The organism is Rhodoferax sp. (assembly GCF_028689305.1).
Classification (GTDB): domain Bacteria; phylum Pseudomonadota; class Gammaproteobacteria; order Burkholderiales; family Burkholderiaceae_C; genus Rhodoferax.
This window is the reverse complement of sequence record NZ_JAQTWM010000075.1, coordinates 1-18,981: the sequence shown is the minus strand read 5'-3', so window position 1 is coordinate 18,981 and position 18,981 is coordinate 1. Positions and strand designations below refer to the sequence as shown.

The following is an 18,981-nucleotide window of genomic DNA, read 5'->3' as shown; positions in this document are numbered from 1 at the left end:
GGCGTTCACCAACATCGTCAAGCACACCCAGGCCACCGAGATTCGTGTGGCCACCCGTGTCGAGGCGAATCAGGTGGTGGTCACCATCACCGACAACGGGTCTGGCTTTGATCTGGACCGGGCACTGCACAGCGGCGGCAAAGGGCTTGGCAACCAGTTGCGCCGGGCCGAATCGATTGGTGCCGAAATGGGCTGGAACCCGACCGCGTCAGGCACTTGCCTGAGCTTGCGCCTGCCCATCCAGCATGGGCCCGATGGGTCGTCCTCCGCAGTTGCGGTGCGGACAACGGCCTGATTTTTCGCAAATCAGTGGCGGTATGGGTAGGAGCGGTGGAAGCCGCGGTTCGCGCCTGCCGACGCTCCTGCAACGCCCGAAAGAACGGACGATTTCGCCTGTTTCTCCTGTCTCATTTTGAGAATTTCAGATCCTTGGATGGTCAGTCCTAGGGTAAATACTAGGTTTAACGGTGTGCCAAAGGCCAACAATCGCTATGCATTCAATTTCATAGGAACGACCTTGCATAGGTGTGATGGGGTTCCGTTTTATTCATCATCAGGAGAGACACATGCAAAAGGTGTTGCACATCAACGCAGACAAGTGCACCGGTTGTCTGCAGTGCGAAATGGCTTGTTCGTTTGAGAATTACGGCACGTTCGCCACGGCCAAATCGCGCATCAAGGTTTTCAACTTTCACCACACCGGCAAAAAAGTGCCTTACACCTGCACCCAGTGCGACGAGGCTTGGTGTTTACACGCCTGCCCGGTCGAAGCCATCACGGTGGACAAGTTCACCGGCGCGAAAGTGGTCAACGAGTCCACCTGCGTGGGCTGCAAGGTCTGCACCATTGCCTGCCCGTTTGGCACCATCAACTACGTGGCCGACACCGGCAAGGTGCAAAAGTGCGACCTGTGTGGCGGTGAGCCGGCTTGTGCCGAGGCTTGCCCCACCGGCGCCATCACTTTCATTGATGCCAACTGGACCGGTCTGTCCAAGATGGAACAGTGGGCTGACAAGCTCGGCAACCAAACAACCGCAGCATAAAGGAGCACACACCATGAGCTGGGCTGGAAAAATCCTCCGCGTTAACTTGACCGCGGGTACCGTCAAGTCTGAACCCCTCAACATGGCATGGGCGCAGGCCTACATCGGCTCGCGCGGCCTGGGGACCAAGTACCTGGTCGAAGAGGTTGATGCCACCGTTGATCCCCTCTCAAGCGACAACAAGATCATCTGGGCCACCGGCCCGCTGACCGGCACCATGGCTTCCACCGGGGGCCGCTATACCGTCATCACCAAGGGGCCGCTGACCGGTGCGATTGCCTGCTCCAACTCGGGCGGCTATTGGGGTGCCGAGTTGAAGATGGCCGGCTGGGATATGGTCATTTTTGAAGGCAAATCGGCCAAGCCGGTCTACCTGTACGTCAACGACGACCTGGCCGAGCTGCGTGATGCCAGCCACTTGTGGGGCAAGAGCGTCTGGGAAACCGAAGAGATCATCAAGAAAGGCCTGCAAGACCCGCAGACCCGCGTGTCTTCCATCGGCAAGGCCGGTGAAAACGGCGTGCTGTTTGCCGCCGTGGTCAATGACCTGCACCGTGCCGCAGGCCGCTCCGGCGTGGGCGCGGTCATGGGCAGCAAAAACCTCAAGGCCATTGCCGTGCGCGGCACCAAGGGTGTGGGCAACATCCGCGACCCCAAAGCCTTCATGACGGCGGTGAAGGCGGCCAAAAAAGTGCTGGCTGACAACGGCGTCACTGGCACCGGCCTGCCGGCCATGGGCACCCAGGTGTTGATGAGTGTGATCAACGAAATCGGTGGCCTGCCCACCCGCAACCACCAGGACAACCAGTTTGAAGGGGCCAAGGACATTGGTGCCGAAGCCATGGCCACGCCGCGCAAGACCGACGGCAAAAAACAGCTGGTGACCAACCAGGCCTGCTTTGGCTGCACCATTGCCTGCGGGCGCATCAGCAAGATGGACGAGGGCCACTTCACCATCGAAAACAAGCCGCAGTACCGCGGGGCTAATGGCGGCCTGGAGTACGAAGCCGCCTGGGCGCTGGGTGCGGCCAATGGCGTGAATGACCTGGAATGCCTGCAATACGCCAACCTCCTCTGTAACGAAGAGGGCATTGACCCGATCAGCTTCGGAGCCACCGTCGGCGCGGTGATGGAGCTGTATGGCATGGGTGTGTTGACCAAGGAGCAAGTCGGTATCGAAGCCAACTTTGGCTCGGCCCGCGCACTGGCTTTCCTGGCCGAAGAAACCGTCAATGGCCGCGGCTTTGGCAAGGAAATCGGCCAAGGCTCCAAACGCCTGACCGCCAAGTACGGCCACCCGGAACTCAGCATGTCCAGCAAAGGCCAGGAATTCCCAGCCTACGACGGCCGCGCCATCCAGGGCATTGGCCTGGCCTACGCCACCAGCAACCGCGGCGGCTGCCATCTGCGCGGCTACACCATTGCGTCGGAAATCCTTGGTATCCCGGTCAAGACCGACCCGCTGGAAAGTCAGGGCAAGCCCGAGCTGGTCAAGGCCTTCCAGGATGCCACCGCCGCGTTTGATTCAAGCGGCCTGTGCATCTTCACCACCTTCGCCTGGGGCCTGCAAGACCTGTCACCCCAAATGCAGGGTGCCTGCGGCGAGCAGTACACCATTGAAGAACTGGCCAAGATCGGCGAACGCATCTGGAACATGGAACGCGAGTTCAACAACCGCGCCGGTTTCACGTCCAAAGACGACAGCCTGCCGCCGCGCCTGCTGACAGAAGCCTGCAAGACCGGCCCGGCCAAAGGCAAGGTGAACGAGCTGGCCAGCATGCTGCCGCTGTACTACGAAGCACGCGGCTGGGATGCAGAAGGCCGCCCGACCGCCGCCACCCGCGAGCGGCTGAGTCTGTAAACGGCAGCAGCGGGAGCTGTGAACAAGGCTCCCGCCGCACCGCTCAACCCAGGTATTGCGGCTTCTGCCGTTTCCACATCACAAAGCAGCGGTCTCAGTGGCCGCTTTCTTTTTGGAGAACCCCACATGACCCACCACGTCATCCTCGGTGCCGGCCCCGCCGGTGTCATTGCCGCCGAGACCATCCGCAAGCTGGCTCCCTTAGACAGCATCACCCTCATCGGCGATGAGCCTGAGCCGTCTTACTCGCGCATGGCCATTCCCTACCTGCTGATGGGCAACATCGACGAGCGCGGCACCTACCTGCGCAAAAGCCCGACACATTTTGAAGATTTAAAGATCAATGTGCTTCAAGCCCAGGTGAAATCTGCACAAGCAGCTACCAAAACAATAGCATTTGCCAATGGTGAAACACTCAACTACGACACCCTGCTGATCGCCACCGGCTCGCACCCGGTCAGCCCGCCCATTCCCGGCATCGAGTCTGAAGGTGTACACACCTGCTGGACCCTGGCCGACGCACGCGCTATTTGCTTGCGCGCCAAGCCCGGTGCCCGGGTGCTGCAACTCGGCGCCGGTTTCATCGGCTGCATCATCATGGAAGCGCTCACTGCACGCGGCGTGCGCTTAAGCGTGGTCGAGATGGGCGATCGCATGGTGCCGCGCATGATGGGCCCCACGGCAGGCGGCATGATCCGCGACTGGTGTGAGGCCAAAGGCGTTGAAGTCTTCACCGGCACGAAAGTCGAATCGATCGAGCCCGGCACGCCGTTGACCGTGAAGCTGTCCAACGGCACGTCCATGCAAGCCGACCTGGTCATCAGCGCCGCAGGCGTGCGCCCGGCGATTGGTTTTCTGGAGAACTCCGGCATCACCTGCCTGCTGGGCGTGTTGACCGACGAACACCTGCAAACCAACGTGCCCGGCGTGTTCGCCGCTGGCGACTGTGCCGAAGCCTTTGACAAGGTGTCCGGCAAAACCATGGTCAGCGCCATCCAGCCCAACGCTGCCGAGCAGGCGCGTATTGCCGCCGCCAACATGGTGGCCTTCGCCCAGGGGAAACCCGCGCAGGCCGACCTCAATGGCGTGACGCAAATCAACGTGCTCGACACCCTGGGCCTGATCTCGGCCAGCTTTGGCGACTGGCAGGGCACACCCGGCGGCGAGCATGTGGAGCTGACCGACAAAGCCTCGGGCCGCCACCTGAGCCTGCGTTTTCAGGATGACGTGATGGTCGGCTGCAACGCGGTCGGCTGGACCGAACACATCGGCGTGATGCGCGGCCTGGTCGAAGGCCAGATCAAACTGGGGCCGTGGAAAGACAAGCTGATGCAGGACCCGACCCGCCTGGTGGAAGCCTATCAGGCCTCGGCGCTGAGGCAGGACGACTGGGCCGGCGGCAAAACCGGGCGCAAGCGCTAGGATAAGCGGGCATGAACATCACCCTGAAACTCTTCGCCTCACTCACCGACTACCTGCCGCCAGAGTCCAAATACACCAACATCGTGGCGCTGGACATTGCGCCCGAGACCACCATCAGCCAGCTGGTCGAGCAGTACCGCCTGCCGCCCAAACAGGTGCATCTGGTGCTGGTCAATGGCACGTACATCGCGCCCGAGCAACGCACCAGCCAAACCCTGGCCGAGGGTGACGTGCTGGCCATCTGGCCGCCGATTGCCGGGGGCTGAGGTTTTTATAAGAAATCAGCCGCTAGCCCAGATGAAATAAGAACAGTGTGCTATCAAAATGCAAGCGTTTTACCCCGAGCACTTTGAGCGCGAGATGGGCTGCACCGAGCTTGAGTGGCTGCGCTGGCTGCCCCAGGCGGTGGGTGAGCACCATTGGAAACTGCACACCGGTTCAGCTGGTGTGCGCATCGGTGACGGCGCGTTGGGCCTGAAATGGCAGGTGGCCGCCCCGCGTGTGATTGGCCTGGTTCGCATCCCGGTGCTGCGGGTGAATTTTCGTTTTGCCGGGCTGGACGAGGCGCAACGCCATGCGTTCATGAAGCGTTTTGATTTGTACATGCAGCGGGGGGGCGGTTGAGGTGTTGATACGAACGGCCCTCTGGCCAACGAATACCCGTGCACCGGCTGGGGCAGCGTCAGCCGTTGTTCAGGTCCACAAACGCATCCATCACCAAGTGCGGGTTCTTCATGAGCTGGTCTTTCCAGGCGCCCAGGTGACGGCGTGACTGGATCAGGCCGCGGATCGCACCCACGTGGTGCGGGTGGCCGATGGTGATGGCGCCGATCAACTGGTCACCATCGAAACACAGGCGGGTGTAGATGAAGTTGGCTTCGTCCACCACTTCGGTGTGGTCGCCGCCCGCGATGCCATCCCACAGGCCGAAGGTGTGGGAGATCAGGCCCACCGTGTCGAGCACATTCATGCTCAGGCTGCCACGGTAGGGCACGTCCTTGCCGAGCATGTTCAGGGCCGCGATGCGGCCATGCTCGGTGGCGGTGGGCTGCAGGGCGTGTACCACCCACTCGCCGGTGGAGAAGTCACGCCCCTGGGCCACGTCGCCAGCGGCGTAAATGTGGGGCACGGTGGTGCGCATGTGCGCGTCGATCACAACCCCGCTGCGGATCTCGGCGCCGGTGCCTTCGAGGAAAGAGACATTGGGGTGCACGCCGGTGGCCAGGATGATCAGGTCGGCATCGATGCTGCGTGTGTCCATGACCAGGCGCGGACCCGGTTCAATGCCCAGGGTTCGCCCGGTGGTGATGACTTCCACCCCGCGGCCTTCGAGCCAGCGCTGCAGCATGCGGCTGCCGACCGGGGTCATCATTGAACGCAGAATTTGGCCCGAGCGCCCGGCCACCACCGACAGTTTGGCCCCGCTGTTGACCAGCGACTTCATGCACACACCCGCCACAAAGCCCGCGCCCAGCATCACCACGCGGGCGCCGGGCACGAGTTTGGCAGCGATCTGGTGGGCGTCTTCCAGCGTCCAGCACGTCACCGCGCCGGGCACATCGGTGCCAGGAATGGGCGGAAGCGTTGGGGACGAACCGGTCGCCACCAGCAGCTGGTCATAGGGGAGGGGTGAGCCGCTTTCCAGATCAACCTGACCGCCGTTCGGGCCGGCATGCACTTTGAGCGCCTTGCCATGGAGGTAGCGGATGCCAAGCGCTTGCAGGTGGTGGGGCGAGCGGCGCTGGCGGGCCCCGGCATCGTCGATGGCCCCGTTGAGGATGTAGGGGATAGCCATGCGGGCATAGGGCTCTCCGGGTTCCCCGCCGACCAAGGTGATGTTGGCGTTGGGGTCGTTTTCGCGCAGGGTTTCAGCCGCGCGCACGCCGGCTGGGCCGGCACCGATGATGACAAAGTTCATAGTCGTTCACCTTGTTGTGCATCTGGTGTGGATGCGTCTTCATCAAGTTCGGCGAACTGCCAGCCCTGTCTTGCCAGCAGCATGGCAGCGTCGCCGAGGGAGCTGATCGGAGTGTAGCGACTCTGGTTGATCCATCGTCAAATGGATCGTGAAGGCTACTTGTTGGACAGCGTTTGGGCGGCAATGACCGCTTCCGTCTTGAGGTCGGCCTGTTTATCCGTGGCGTCTGCCGGAGACACATGCTGGCGCAGGCGGTTGGGCGCCAGGGCACCGGCTGATTCCAGAATCGGGTAGGCAATCGAGCAGATCAGCGAATTGACACGTTTGAGTTCACTGATCAGGTCCAGGTGCAGTGAACTGGTCTCGATGCTCTGCAGTGTGTTATCGGTCAGGCGATTCAGGTGATTGGCCGCGTACTGCAGTTCCAGATCACGGAAGCGGGTCTTTTCTTCCAGCAGTTTGAGGGCGTCACGCGGGTCATCATTGAGGAACACGCTCATGCCCAGACGCAGATTGGCCACCAGGTAGCCATGCAGCTCGGTGATCTCTGCCATGCCAGCCTGGGAAAACTCGCGCCCGGTCTTGATCTTTTTGGTTTCGATGTCTTCCAGAATCCGCTCGACGATGTCACCAATCTGCTCCATGTTGATGGTGAAGCTGATGATGTCGGTCCAACGCCGGCCTTCCTTGTCGTTGAGGGCCTCGCGCGAAATCTTGGTCAGGTAATACTTGATATCGGAGTACAACGCGTCAACGGTATCGTCCATTTTCTGCAGCGACTGCGCCAGCGCCTGGTCATTGGTCTTGATCACATCCAGCACACCGCGCAACATGGTTTCCACCACATCCGACTGGTGCATGGCCTCGCGCACGGCACACGCCAGCGCCACCGAGGGGGTGGCCAGCGCCGACGGGTCCAGGTGCCGTTGCCGGCCATTGAGGTTGGTGCTGACCGGTTTGGGCAGCCAGTAGTTCACCCAGCGAGCCACGGCATCGGTCAGGCCGATGAACAGCACGCAGACCAGCGCATTAAAGACAAAATGGAACAGCACCACCATGGTGGCGACATCAGCCACTGAGGCGTGCAGTTGACGGGTCCAGAAGTCCATCAGCGGCACCATCAGCGCCACCCCCATCAGTTTGAAGATCAGGTTGCCCAGAGGCACCTGCCGGGCTTCTATCGGGCTGCGCAGGGTGGTCAGAACGGCTAGCAGGCCGCTGCCCAGATTGGCGCCCAGCACCAGGCCCAGGGCCACGTCAACGGTGACCACCTGGCTGCCGGCCAGTGTGGCAATCAGCAGCACAATGGCCAAGCTGGAGTAACTCAGCACCGACAACACGGCACCGACGGTGATTTCCAGCAGGCGGTCGCTGCCCAGCGAGGCCAGCAATGCCCGCACCGCCTCAGCGCGGGTCAGTTCATTGGCTGACACCCTGACCAGGCTCAGCGCCAGCAACATCAGGCCCAGTCCAATCAGGATGCGACCGGTGTACCCCACGGTGGTGGACTGGCGCGCGATGAACAGCACCACGCCGACAAAAATGAACAGTGGTGACAACCACGACAGGTCACGCGAGAACAGCATGGCCATCAGGCTGGTGCCCAGGTCGGCGCCGAGCATCACGGCCAGCGCGGAGGACAACACCATCAGGCCCTGGCCGACAAAGGCCGAAATGATCAGCGCCGTGGCGGTGCTGGACTGCAGCAGTGCCGTAACCCCGACCCCGGACAGCAACGCCTTGATGCGGTTTCCCACACTTCGCGCCAGGATCTGGCGCAAGTTGGCACCCAGGACACGCAATGTGTCCTTGCGGACCAGATGGGTACCCCACACCAGCAGGGCAATGGCGGCCAGGAGGTTCAGAAGATGGGTCAAGGCAGTCCTTTCATTCAGCGGTTCAGCGCGTGCGGCGCACCCGCCAGAGCTCATCCAGAATCAGGCAGGTGGCGCCTACCGTGATGGCGCTGTCGGCAATGTTAAAAGCCGGAAAATAGCCGCCAGCGAACACTGGTGTCAACCAGCTCCAGTGAAATTGCAGGAAATCCACCACATGACCATAGAGCACCCGGTCAATCACGTTGCCGATGGCGCCCCCCAGAATGCAGGCCATGGCAAAGGCAAACAGCTTTTGCCCCGGGTGGGACTTGAGCATCCAGACAATCAGGCCGGCGGCGGCCAGACCGATGCCGGTAAACAGCCAACGCTGCCAGCCAGTGGCACCAGCCAGAAACGAGAACGCCGCGCCGCTGTTGTGCACCCGCACCAGGTTGAAAAAGGAGGTGACCCGAGTGCTGTCGCCAAGCTGGTAATAACCCACCACCAGCACCTTGGTGAACTGGTCGATCAGGATCAGCAGCAGCGCCAGGGTCAGCCAGGGCCACAGCTTGCCCGAACTGCTGCCAGCACCCGGTTTGCGGGCCATCAGGCGCAGTGGCGGGTTTCACCCGCGCCAAACAGGTTGCTGGTGCAGCGGCCACACAGGGTTGGGTGGGCGGCGTCGCTGCCCACATCATCCCGGTAATGCCAGCAGCGCTCGCATTTCACGGCATTTGAGGTGCTAGCCCGGATAGATAGCGCACTTCCTGCTATCAATTCAATAGCGGATGTGATGAACACAAATTTGAGGTCATCGCCCAGGCTGGTCAGCAAGGCATGGTCTTCTGCCGCCACGGTGAGGGTGACGTTGGCTTGCAGGGACGAGCCCAGCTTGCCATCGGCGCGCAGCACCTCGATGTCCTTGTTGACCAGGTCGCGAATTTCGCGGATGCGTGACCACTTGGCCAGCAACACGGTATCGGGCTCGGCCAGGGTGCTGTAGCTGTCCATGAAAATGGATTCGCGTGTCGCTGCCGGTGTTTTGCCCTCGGCACCCAGCACGGCCCAGGCCTCTTCGGCGGTAAAGCTCAGGAACGGGGCCATCCAGCGCAGCATGGCCTGGGTGAGCTGCCACAGCGCCGTCTGGGCACTGCGCCGCGCCAGCGATTTGGGTGCGCTGGTGTAGAGCCGGTCTTTCAGGATGTCGAGGTAGAACGAGCCGAGGTCTTCCGAACAGTAAATCTGCAGCTTGGCCACTACCGGGTGGAATTCATAGACCTCGTAATGTGCCAGGATGTCGGCTTGCAATTGGGCGGCGCGGCTCAGGGCGTAGCGGTCAATCTCCAGCAACTGGTCAGCGGACACGCTGTCCACGCTCGGGTCGAAGTCGCTGACATTGGCCAGCAGGAACTTGAGGGTGTTGCGCACGCGTCGATAGATGTCGACCACGCGAGCCAGGATCTTGTCGTCGCCGGCGATGTCGCCGGAGTAGTCGCTGGCGGCCACCCACAGGCGGATGATTTCAGCGCCGAGTTTCTTGCTGGTTTCCTGCGGGTCGACGCCGTTGCCGGCGCTCTTGCTCATCTTGTGGCCCTTGCTGTCCACCGTGAAGCCATGGGTCAGGATGCCTTTGTAGGGCGCGCGGTCATACATGGCGCAAGCGGTCAGCAGGCTGGAGTGGAACCAGCCGCGGTGCTGGTCATGGCCTTCGAGGTACAGGTCGGCCTCTGGTCCCGATGCGTGCCCGGCGCCGGCATGGGAGCCCTTGAGCACCGTGGTGTGGGTGGTGCCGGAGTCAAACCAGACTTCCAGAATGTCACCGCTCTTGGTGTAGTGCACGGCGTCGGCGGCACAGCCCACCTGGCTGAAAATGTCTTCGGTGCTGGCTTTGCTCCAGGCCTCAATGCCGCCAGCCTCGACCATGTCGGCGGCGATGTCGAGCATCTCCATGGTTTGGGGGTGCAGTTCGCCGCTGTCCTTGTGCAGGAAGAAGGGCAGGGGCACGCCCCAGCTGCGCTGGCGGCTGATGCACCAGTCGGGCCGTCCGGCAATCATGTCGCGCAGGCGCACCTTGCCGTTTTCGGGGTAGAAGCTGGTTTCTTCAATGGCGTCCAGTGCAATCTGGCGCAGCGTCCTGGGTGCCTTGTCCTTGGTGAAAATGCCAACACCTTCATCCATGCGGATGAACCACTGGGCGGCGGCGCGGTAGATCACCGGGGTTTTGTGGCGCCAGCAGTGCGGGTAGCTGTGCACGATGTTTTCGGTGGCAAACAGGCGGCCGGCTTCGCGCAAGGCGTCGATGATGACCGGGCAGGCTTTCCAGATCTGCTGGCCACCAAACAGAGGCAGCTCGGGGGCGTAGACGCCGTTGCCTTGCACCGGGTTCAGGATATCGTCGTAGGCCATGCCGTGCGCGACGCAACTGTTGAAGTCTTCCACGCCGTAAGCTGGGGCGGAGTGCACGATGCCGGTGCCGTCCGTGGCGCTCACGTAGTCGGCCAGGTACACCGGGCTCAGGCGGTCGTAACCCGCATCCACATGGGCCAACGGGTGCTTGAAATGGATGCCGCCCAGCGCTTTGCCATTGGCTGTGGCCAGCACAGTGCCGGTCAGGCCAAAACGCTCCAGGCACTTGGCGACCAATTCTTCCGCCAGCACCAGCAGGCCGCGCTTGGTGTCGACCAAGGCATAGGTCAGCTCAGGGTGGGCGTTGAGCGCCTGGTTGGCGGGAATGGTCCAGGCGGTGGTGGTCCAGATGACGGCAAAGGCGTCCCGGGTGATCTCGGGCAGGCCAAAAGCGCTGGCCAATTTGGCTGGTTCGGCGCACAAAAAGCCGACATCCAGCGTTTGCGACTTCTTGTCGGCGTATTCAATCTCGAATTCAGCCAGGCTGGAGCCACAGTCAAAACACCAATACACCGGCTTGAGGCCGCGGTAGACAAAACCGCGTTCGATGACCCGTTTGAAAGCACGGATTTCATTGGCTTCAGTCTTGAAGTCCATGGTGCGGTAGGGGTGGTCCCAGTCACCCAGCACGCCCAGGCGCTTGAAGTCGGCGCGTTGCAGGTCGATCTGCTCGGTGGCATAGGCGCGGCTTTTGGCCTGCATGTCGTCACGCGCCAGGGCGCGGCCAAACTTTTTCTCAATCGCGTTCTCAATGGGCAGGCCGTGGCAGTCCCAGCCAGGGATGTAGGCGGCATCCAGGCCCTTGAGCTGGCGGGCCTTGACGATCATGTCTTTCAGGATCTTGTTGACGGCGTGGCCCATGTGGATCTGGCCATTGGCGTAGGGCGGGCCGTCATGCAGCACAAATTTCGGCTGGCCAGAACGGCTGGCGCGCAGTTTCTGGTACAGGCCCTTGTCTTCCCAGTCTTTCACCCACAAGGGTTCACGCTTGGGCAGGTCACCGCGCATCGGGAAAGGGGTGTCGGGCAGGTTCAGGGTACTGCGGTAATCGGTAGGAGTGGTCATTTTTGGCGCGTTGTAGCAAAGTAGGCACGGGCATCCTGGCAGTCTTGACGGATGCCAGCGGTCAATGCGTCCAGGGAGTCGTATTTGAGTTCGTCGTGCAGTTTGTGGAGAAGCTCCACGCGGATGATTTTACCGTAGGCCCCCTCGGGGCCCAGTTCCAGCGGCCAGTCCAGGCAATGGGTTTCCAGCAGCACCCGGCCACCGTTGACGTCGTTCGGATCCAGCGATGGTCGCACGCCCAGATTGGCCACGCCGGGCAGCGGCTGCTCGCTCAGGCCATACACCAGCACAGCAAAAATGCCGCTGGCGGCAGGTTTCCAGTGGGCAAAACGCATGTTGAGTGTCTTGAACCCGAGACTGCGGCCCAATTTGCGGCCATGCACCACATGGCCCGAAATGTCATAGGGATGCCCCAGCAGCCGGGTGGCGTCCGCCATGCGCCCTTGCGTCAGGGCGTCACGCACCGCTGAGCTCGATACCCGCAGGCCGTGCACTTCGTAGCTGTTCATGCGGGCCACGTCAAAACCCTGGGTGACGCCGGCTGCATCCAGCGCGGCGTAATCACCGGCGCGGCGCTGGCCAAAACGGAAATCATCACCTACCAGCACATAACGGGCGCCCAGACCCTGCAGCAGCACGGTGTCGATGAACGCCTGCGGCGACAGGTCGGCCAATCGGCGGTCAAACGGCACCACCACGGTCTGGTCCACGCCGCACTGGGCCAGATCGATGAGCTTGTCGCGCAAGGTGCCGACCCGTGCCGGAGCCAGCGCCGGGTTATGGGTGAGAGCCGCGAAAAAGTCGCGTGGATGTGGCTCAAAGGTCAGCACGCAGCTGGGCACACCGCGCTGTTGCGCTTCGCCTTTGAGCAAGGACAGCATGGCCTGGTGGCCACGGTGAACACCGTCGAAGTTGCCAATTGTCAGGGCACAGGCCGGTGCAATGCCGGGGTGTTTGAACCCGCGAAAAATCTTCATAAACCGTTATAGTTTTAATAGCATGCTGCGCATATATTCAAAGCGCCTGAAGTCAGTTTGACACGCAAAAGATGTATATTGTGCGCCAGACTCGTACCAACGCGCTGAACGCCTCAGCTGCATGGTTTGTGCAGTCAGTGTTTCCTCGTTTTTCAGGAGGTTCGTTTTGAAAGTCTTGAAGCTGTCAGCCCAGGGGCTGCCCCAGTCGTGGATTTCGCTGGAACAGGCGGTGATTCACTATGCGGCTGAAGAGGTGCGCTGGGAAATGGGCCACGAGGTGGCCGTGTTCCATGGGGGGCATAACGCCCTGACTGGCAAGCAGTCCATCATCACGGTCTCCAGCATCATTGGCACCAGGGGGGTGCCCAACATCAACCCGTTCGACCTCAAGCCCGGTTTGACCAACAGCAAGCTGTTTGCCCGTGACCGTAACCTGTGCGCCTATTGTGGCGAGCAGTTTCCCGAGTCAGAACTGACCCGCGAGCACATCATTCCGTTTGCCCAAAACGGCGTGGACACCTGGATGAATGTGGTCACCGCCTGCCGCCCCTGCAATCACCGCAAGAGTCACCGCACGCCCGAGCAGGCGCACATGCCGCTGCTGTATGCTCCCTATGTGCCCAGCCTGTGGGAGGACTTCATCCTGCGCAACCGTCGCATTCTGGTGGATCAGATGGCTTTTCTGCTGGCGCATGTGCCCAAGTCGTCCCGGTTGGCGGCCTGAGCGGTGGTAGCATGCCCAGCAGATTTAGATGGAGGACTGCAGGATGTCCAGCAAATGGAATGAGCGTTGGGTCGTTGGAAGTGTGCTGGGGGGGGTGACCCTGTTGGCACTGGTCGGCTGTGGTGGTGGCGCCAGTTTCACCACCGCGGGGACTTCTGCGGGGGCTCCCACGGTGACGGCGTTGACGCCAGCAACCATGGAGGTTGGCGTGGCCACCACCATGACCGTGACGGGCAGCAATCTGCCGCTGACAGCCACCTTGACCATTGATGGTGCGAGTTGTGATGCCTCCAAGGCCAATACCGCGACCGGATTCACCGCCGTTTGTACCGCGGGTGCCGTGACAGGAAGCAAGATCGCCACCATCTACAGCGATGCGGTGGCCAAGGGCGGGTACTGGATTGGGCAGCAGACATTGACCGTGGCGATTGGCCCCGGTTCGCTCGGGGTGCTGGCTGATACCGGCGTTGGCGCCAATCAGTGTTACGGCGCCGGCAGTGACGCCCTGGTGAGCTGCAGCAGTGCCCAGGCGCTGGCGCTCAACAGCAAACAGGATGGCATGGTGGGGCGGGACGTGCTGGTGCCCGACAGCACCGACGGTTCTTTGGGGCTGAGTTACAGCCTGATTGGGCCCGACTGCGCCCGCGACAACGCAACCGGCCTGACCTGGCAGCGGGCCAGCACCACCCTGGCAGCCGCGGCAGGCATGGCGCGCAACCAGGAGGCTGCGGCCTTGGTGACGGCCGCCAACACAGCCATTCTTTGTGGTTACACCGACTGGCGCCTGCCAACCCGTCATGAATTGCAGAGCCTGCTGAACTACGGCTCGACCGACCCGGCCCTGGCCATGGACTGGAGCTGGTTCCCGTTGACCAAAGGCGCCTGGTATTACTCCAGCTCTCCGTATGGCACCAGCACCAACGTCTGGGCGGTCGATGTGGTCAGTGGCCGCGTTGACAGCATCGGGGTGGCCACCGGCAGTGTGGAAGCCCGTTTGGTGCGTTAACCGTCGTGCACCGGCATATCGTGCAAGGAAACAGATTCATGAAGTTGATCAATCCCATTCACAAGTGGCGCGTGCTGCAGGTGCTGAGCCTGGTGGGCGCCTTGGCCGCAGGCAGTCAAGTGGCGGCGCAGACACGTTACAGCTATTCCAGCGATGGTTCGGAAGTGACGGACACTCAGACCAAACTGACCTGGCGGCGTTGCAGTGAAGGCCAAACCTGGAGTGGCACGGTGTGCAGCGGCGCGGCAACGAGCCTGACCCATGAGCAGGCCCTGGTCCAGGCCCAGACGCAGACCGGGTGGCGGCTGCCCAATGTCAAGGAACTTGCCAGCCTGGTGGCCAGCACCCAGGGGCCGGCCATTGACCTCGCCGTGTTTCCCGGCACGACGGGGGTCAACTATTGGTCAGCCTCACCGGATGTGCGCTTGCCTTCTTACGCCTGGGTGGTGGACTTTGGTACCGGCAGTGTGCTGAGCATCCGCCGCCCAACAGCGGGTGTGTTGGTGCGTCTTGTGCGGTAGTCGGGGTCACGAGTCAAGCGTGGTTGTGGTGAACGCCATGTCTGGGCAGGTCGTTATTCCCACGGCGTGCCTGGCGCTGTTTTTGGGCGGTGTGCCATGGCCGGCCAACGCCGTGGCAGCGGACGCCGCTACGCTGCAGGCGTCGGTGGCCATGGCACCGGCGCTGATGCTGGCGCGCGACTGGCAGACCCAACAAAATCCCGGTGAGTTTCTGATCAGCGAAAAACTTGACGGTGTGCGGGCGTTCTGGGACGGCAGCCAGCTGCGTTTTCGCAGTGGCTTGCCGCTGGCTGCTCCACCCTGGTTCATCGCCGGGTTGCCCAAAATACCGCTGGACGGAGAGTTGTGGCTGGGGCGCGGGCGTTTTGATGAAGTCTCTGGCATCGTGCGTCGGCAAACTCCAGTGGAGGCCGATTGGCGTGCCGTGCGGTACATGATTTTTGACTTGCCCGGTGCTGCTGGACCGTTTGCCGAACGTGCCCGGCAGATCTTGGCCGTGGTGGCGCAGGCCGGACTGCCGTGGTTGAAGGCTGTGGCCCAACAGCCCGGGACGGATCAGGCCGCGTTACGGGTGTTGTTGGCCAACACGGTCAGGCAGGGTGGCGAGGGGCTGGTGTTGCACCGGGCCAGCGCCTTGTGGGCGCCTGGACGCAGCAGCGCCCTGCTCAAGCTCAAGCCGGTACCGGACGAAGAGGCGCGGGTGCTTGCCCACCTGCCGGGCAAAGGCCGTCATGCCGGCCAACTCGGTGCCCTGTTGCTGGAATTGCCTGATGGTCAACGCTTTGCCCTGGGAACGGGGTTCACCGATGCCCAGCGCACCACCCCGCCACCCGTGGGCAGCATCGTGACCTATCGCTACCGGGACCGCACGCCCAAAGGGCTGCCGCGGTTTGCCTCGTTTCTTCGGGTGCGTGAGGCACAGTAAAACCAGGCGGTCCTTGTGCGTGCTGACAAGGGCCACGATCTGCCTGGGCCACACCCGGACGCGGCACCCTTCATGACTTGTTCCGGTCGTCGGTTTCGCCAGTAGCCAGGTAAAATGACGTCCTCAGGGGCAATATCACTTCAGGGATGAGTGAAAAGGCTTTGGAACTGAGTTGCTGCAACTCAGAAGCCGTCCAATTCCCTAGAGGGGCAAATCATGGTGAAGTTGGGTTTGAAATGGCGTCTGGCGCTGAGTATCGGTGCGTTGGCTCTGTTCAGCGCCCTGTTGGTGAGCCAAATTGCCAGCCATCTGAGCCGCTCACAAATCGAGCGTGACCAAAGTGCGCTATTGCAGAACATTGCCGTTCGCATGTCATCACAATTGGCGCATGACATGAGCACCCGGGCCAATGAAATTTTGTTTCTGGCAGGGCATGACCGCATCAAGGATGCGACTTTTCCCGCCGAGCGCAAAAGGCTCATTTTTGAGCGAACCCGTCTAGCTTATCCGTATTACGCCTGGATTGGCATGACCGATGCCAACGGCACCATCGTCGCTGCAAGCGACAACCTGTTGCTTGGAAAAAGTGTGGCTGAGCGGGAATGGTTCATCAAGGGAAGAGATGGACTTCACTTTGGCGATGCCCACGACGCGTTTTTGCTGGCCAAATTGCTGCCCAAGCCGAAGTGGGATGACTTGCCGTTGCGTCTGGTCGACCTCTCGGCGCCGGTTTATGACAACGATGGCAAATTTCTTGGGGTGATTTGCGGCCACCTGAGTCTGGACTGGGCGTTTGAGGTGCGCGAAACCATGCTCGATCAGCTGTCTCGTGACCAGCTGGATGTGATCGTGCTCAACAAGCATGGCAAGGTGCTCATGGGCACACCCCAGCTGCCCTCCTTGAAAGTCGAGCTGGCATCGCTCAAAACTTACCAGGGCTTGGCCCAACATCAACGGCAGGTCGCGGTGGAAACATGGCCTGATCAGCAGCGTTACCTGACTGCGACGGTGCGCGAAGTACCGTTTCGCAATTACCCGGGCATGGGCTGGGCCGTGGTGGCCCGCAAGGCAGAGGTTTCGGCCTTTGGTCCGGCGCAAGACTTGTCACGTCTGATCCTGTTGAGCGGACTGGCCACAGCGGTTTTGTTCAGTGCCATTTTGTGGTTTGTCCTGAATCGGCATCTGCGTCCGCTGGAAGCTTTGTCCGTGGCGGCTGAGAAAATTCGCAATGAGGACTTGAGTGCAGAGATTCCTCAGCCAATCGGTAACGGGGAATTGGCGCTATTCGCGCGATCACTGACTTCGCTGGTCAGTTCGCTGCAGCACAACAATGCAGAACTCCGGCTGTCGGCCCGGGTGTTCAATGAAAGTGGTCAGGGGATTTTGATTGCCGATCAGCACAATCGCATTGTGCGGGTCAACCGGGCCTTCAGCCGCATCACTGGCTACCTTGCAGAAGATGTGCTGGGAAAAACGCCTGCCGTGCTGAATTCGGGGCGTCATGGGGCGGATTTTTACCAATCGATGTGGAAAGACATTACCCGGCACGGAAGTTGGCAGGGCGAGGTCTGGAATCGCACCCAGGACGGGCACATCTATCCAGAGTGGCTGACCATCAACACACTCAGGGACGAACGAGGCGTCATCACCCATTTCATCGGCATTTTTGACGACATCACCGAAAAAAAGGACTATGAACGCCGCCTGGTCCACCTGGCCAACTACGACCAGCTGACCGACCTGCCCAACCGCAACCTGATGCAACAAGACGTGGAGTTGCTGCTTGCACAGGCCCGTCAGGACAACCAGGGCATGGCCTTGATGTTTGTTGATCTGGATAAGTTCAAACACATCAATGACACTTTGGGGCATCCGGCCGGCGACATGGTCTTGAAAGAAGTCGCCAATCGCTTCAAAGCCCAGATTGAACCGGCCAATATTCTGGCGCGATGGGGCGGTGATGAGTTTGTGGTGGCGATTCCAGGCGCTGACGGCATCAAGGCGGCCAACGTGGCCAAGCAATTGATCGAGTCATTGCAGCGGCCTTTCAGCATTGAGGGCAGCAGGTATCACATCAGCATGAGTGCCGGCATCGCCATCTATCCTGCTGACGGGCGCAACGTGGACAGCTTGCTGCGTTGTGCCGACACCGCCATGTACAAGGCCAAACAGGATGGCACCAATGTCTATCGCTTTTACGAAAGTACGATGAATGCCGGCGTTGAGCATTTCCTGAAAATTGACAATGCCTTGCGACACGCCCTGGACAACCAGGGCCAGCATCTGTCCCTGGTGTTTCAGCCCCAGTACAGCGTGGACGGCAAGCGCATTCTGAGCGCCGAGGTGTTGATACGCTGGCACCACCCGGAGCTCGGTCAGGTCAGTCCGGCCCAGTTCATTCCGATTGCGGAAGACACCGGTCAAATTTTCCTGCTCGGGAATTGGATCATCGACGCCACCGTCCGCAGCTACGAGGTTTTGGTGCGTAGCGGGCATGAGCTCCCCTTGTCGATCAATATTTCTGCCCTGCAGCTGCGTGACCCGCGCCTGGTCAAGACACTTCATGACGCCTGTACCCGGTTTGCCGTCCCCGCCAACAAGCTGATGGTGGAGGTGACTGAATCAGCCATCATGAGTGATGAGATCAAGGTGATGGAAACACTCACAGCGCTCAAAGCCCACGGGTATCGCATTTCCATTGATGACTTTGGAACCGGATACTCCTGCCTGAATTACATCCAGAAAATTCGGCCCGCAGAAATCAAGATCGATCAAAGCTTTGTCGACAAGATGCTGACCGACCGTGACAGCCACAGCATTGTCGAATTCACACTGGGTCTGGCCACGAGCATGGGCATGGAGGTGGTGGCCGAAGGCGTTGAAACCGAGGCGCAACGCCAGGAGTTGCAAAGACTGGGCAACATCAAGCTGCAAGGGTACTTGCTCAGCCGACCCGTTCCCCTGGAACAGCTGGTGCCCTTGCTGCAGTCTTGAAACCTAGGCTTTGAGGGTATCGAGGCCGAGCTCGGCGCACAGCCGGTTGACGGTGCTGCGCAGCTGCGCCACTTCTGCTTCCAGCTGCGTGATGCGCTCCATGGCGCCGGCCTCCTGTTGGCGGCTGGGGGTGGCGTGGGTCAGGGCTGATTCATCCACCGGTCCGCACAGCAGGTGGGCCCAGCGTTGCTCACGCGCACCCGGCGCCCGTGCCAGCTTGACCGCCAGCGGGCCGCCTTTGTCCTCGGCGCGGTCCTGCAGCTCTTCCAGAAAACCCTCGACGGACGAAATGTCGGCAAACT

16 protein-coding genes and 1 pseudogene are annotated in these 18,981 nt (G+C 61.2%); 11 read left to right on the top strand and 6 right to left on the bottom strand.

What is annotated here, in order from left to right; translation table 11 throughout:
- From PHW99_RS14105 to PHW99_RS14080, 6 genes are all read left to right on the top strand, one after another.
- Positions 1-295 (top strand): ATP-binding protein (locus PHW99_RS14105; RefSeq protein WP_366913504.1); only part of this gene is annotated, 295 nt, incomplete at its 5' end.
- 271 nt (positions 296-566) lie between these two features.
- Entirely contained in the window at positions 567-1,043 is a 477-nt protein-coding gene (locus tag PHW99_RS14100; RefSeq protein WP_300178760.1) for a 4Fe-4S dicluster domain-containing protein, read from the top strand.
- Positions 1,044-1,056: 13 nt separating this feature from the next.
- On the top strand, positions 1,057-2,904 hold the full coding sequence (locus tag PHW99_RS14095) for an aldehyde ferredoxin oxidoreductase family protein (RefSeq protein WP_300178758.1): 1,848 nt from the start codon (positions 1,057-1,059) through the stop codon (positions 2,902-2,904).
- A gap of 126 nt (positions 2,905-3,030) precedes the next feature.
- A complete protein-coding gene (locus PHW99_RS14090; RefSeq protein WP_300178755.1) occupies positions 3,031-4,326 on the top strand; it encodes an FAD-dependent oxidoreductase in 1,296 nt (431 codons plus the stop codon).
- Positions 4,327-4,337: 11 nt separating this feature from the next.
- The gene (locus PHW99_RS14085; protein ID WP_300178752.1) at positions 4,338-4,592 is read left to right on the top strand and encodes a MoaD/ThiS family protein; all 255 of its coding nucleotides are present in this window, start codon (positions 4,338-4,340) and stop codon (positions 4,590-4,592) included.
- Between the two features lie 58 nt (positions 4,593-4,650).
- Positions 4,651-4,950 (top strand): hypothetical protein, encoded by a 300-nt coding sequence (locus tag PHW99_RS14080; protein ID WP_300178749.1) that lies wholly within the window; start codon positions 4,651-4,653, stop codon positions 4,948-4,950.
- A gap of 58 nt (positions 4,951-5,008) precedes the next feature.
- Here PHW99_RS14080 and PHW99_RS14075 read toward each other — a convergent pair whose 3' ends face one another.
- From PHW99_RS14075 to PHW99_RS14055, 5 genes are all read right to left on the bottom strand, one after another.
- Positions 5,009-6,244, bottom strand: coding sequence for an FAD-dependent oxidoreductase (locus PHW99_RS14075; RefSeq protein ID WP_300178746.1), 1,236 nt, complete (start codon positions 6,242-6,244; stop codon positions 5,009-5,011).
- Positions 6,245-6,399: 155 nt separating this feature from the next.
- Positions 6,400-8,121: a Na/Pi cotransporter family protein gene (locus PHW99_RS14070; RefSeq protein WP_300178743.1), complete on the bottom strand. Its 1,722-nt coding sequence runs from the start codon at positions 8,119-8,121 to the stop codon at positions 6,400-6,402.
- Positions 8,122-8,143: 22 nt separating this feature from the next.
- The gene (lspA, locus tag PHW99_RS14065; protein ID WP_300178740.1) at positions 8,144-8,668 is read right to left on the bottom strand and encodes a signal peptidase II; all 525 of its coding nucleotides are present in this window, start codon (positions 8,666-8,668) and stop codon (positions 8,144-8,146) included.
- Complete coding sequence (ileS, locus tag PHW99_RS14060) at positions 8,668-11,532, bottom strand: isoleucine--tRNA ligase (RefSeq protein ID WP_300178737.1); 2,865 nt, start codon at positions 11,530-11,532, stop codon at positions 8,668-8,670. The genes lspA and ileS overlap by 1 nt, the downstream gene beginning before the upstream one ends.
- Positions 11,529-12,509 (bottom strand): bifunctional riboflavin kinase/FAD synthetase, encoded by a 981-nt coding sequence (locus PHW99_RS14055; protein WP_300178734.1) that lies wholly within the window; start codon positions 12,507-12,509, stop codon positions 11,529-11,531. Before PHW99_RS14055 ends, ileS begins: the two co-directional genes overlap by 4 nt.
- Positions 12,510-12,675: 166 nt before the next feature.
- Between PHW99_RS14055 and PHW99_RS14050 the strand changes: the two genes are divergently transcribed.
- The 5 genes from PHW99_RS14050 to PHW99_RS14030 all read left to right on the top strand — a co-directional run bounded on the left by PHW99_RS14050 (position 12,676) and on the right by PHW99_RS14030 (position 18,679).
- A complete protein-coding gene (locus tag PHW99_RS14050; RefSeq protein WP_300178732.1) occupies positions 12,676-13,233 on the top strand; it encodes an HNH endonuclease in 558 nt (185 codons plus the stop codon).
- Between the two features lie 43 nt (positions 13,234-13,276).
- Positions 13,277-14,239, top strand: coding sequence for a DUF1566 domain-containing protein (locus PHW99_RS14045; protein WP_300178729.1), 963 nt, complete (start codon positions 13,277-13,279; stop codon positions 14,237-14,239).
- Between the two features lie 38 nt (positions 14,240-14,277).
- Positions 14,278-14,760, top strand: a complete 483-nt coding sequence (locus tag PHW99_RS14040; RefSeq protein ID WP_300178727.1) for a DUF1566 domain-containing protein — start codon at positions 14,278-14,280, stop codon at positions 14,758-14,760.
- 37 nt (positions 14,761-14,797) lie between these two features.
- Positions 14,798-15,685 carry a DNA ligase gene (locus PHW99_RS14035; RefSeq protein WP_300178724.1) on the top strand — a complete coding sequence of 296 codons (888 nt, stop codon included), beginning with the start codon at positions 14,798-14,800 and terminating at the stop codon, positions 15,683-15,685.
- A gap of 216 nt (positions 15,686-15,901) precedes the next feature.
- A complete protein-coding gene (locus PHW99_RS14030) occupies positions 15,902-18,679 on the top strand; it encodes an EAL domain-containing protein (RefSeq protein WP_300178721.1) in 2,778 nt (925 codons plus the stop codon).
- Positions 18,680-18,682: 3 nt separating this feature from the next.
- Here PHW99_RS14030 and PHW99_RS14025 read toward each other — a convergent pair.
- A pseudogene (locus tag PHW99_RS14025) lies at positions 18,683-18,981 on the bottom strand (DUF480 domain-containing protein); the annotation flags it as partial.

Excerpts from the sequence above, each read along its gene's own strand:
- PHW99_RS14100 (WP_300178760.1), top strand. The coding sequence starts at position 567 with ATGCAAAAGGTGTTGCACATCAACGCAGACAAGTGCACCGGTTGTCTG.
- PHW99_RS14095 (WP_300178758.1), top strand. The coding sequence starts at position 1,057 with ATGAGCTGGGCTGGAAAAATCCTCCGCGTTAACTTGACCGCGGGTACC.
- PHW99_RS14090 (WP_300178755.1), top strand. The coding sequence starts at position 3,031 with ATGACCCACCACGTCATCCTCGGTGCCGGCCCCGCCGGTGTCATTGCC.
- PHW99_RS14085 (WP_300178752.1), top strand. The coding sequence starts at position 4,338 with ATGAACATCACCCTGAAACTCTTCGCCTCACTCACCGACTACCTGCCG.
- PHW99_RS14080 (WP_300178749.1), top strand. The coding sequence starts at position 4,651 with ATGCAAGCGTTTTACCCCGAGCACTTTGAGCGCGAGATGGGCTGCACC.
- PHW99_RS14075 (WP_300178746.1), bottom strand. The coding sequence starts at position 6,244 with ATGAACTTTGTCATCATCGGTGCCGGCCCAGCCGGCGTGCGCGCGGCT.
- lspA (WP_300178740.1), bottom strand. The coding sequence starts at position 8,668 with ATGGCCCGCAAACCGGGTGCTGGCAGCAGTTCGGGCAAGCTGTGGCCC.
- ileS (WP_300178737.1), bottom strand. The coding sequence starts at position 11,532 with ATGACCACTCCTACCGATTACCGCAGTACCCTGAACCTGCCCGACACC.
- PHW99_RS14055 (WP_300178734.1), bottom strand. The coding sequence starts at position 12,509 with ATGAAGATTTTTCGCGGGTTCAAACACCCCGGCATTGCACCGGCCTGT.
- PHW99_RS14045 (WP_300178729.1), top strand. The coding sequence starts at position 13,277 with ATGTCCAGCAAATGGAATGAGCGTTGGGTCGTTGGAAGTGTGCTGGGG.
- PHW99_RS14040 (WP_300178727.1), top strand. The coding sequence starts at position 14,278 with ATGAAGTTGATCAATCCCATTCACAAGTGGCGCGTGCTGCAGGTGCTG.
- PHW99_RS14035 (WP_300178724.1), top strand. The coding sequence starts at position 14,798 with ATGTCTGGGCAGGTCGTTATTCCCACGGCGTGCCTGGCGCTGTTTTTG.
- PHW99_RS14030 (WP_300178721.1), top strand. The coding sequence starts at position 15,902 with ATGGTGAAGTTGGGTTTGAAATGGCGTCTGGCGCTGAGTATCGGTGCG.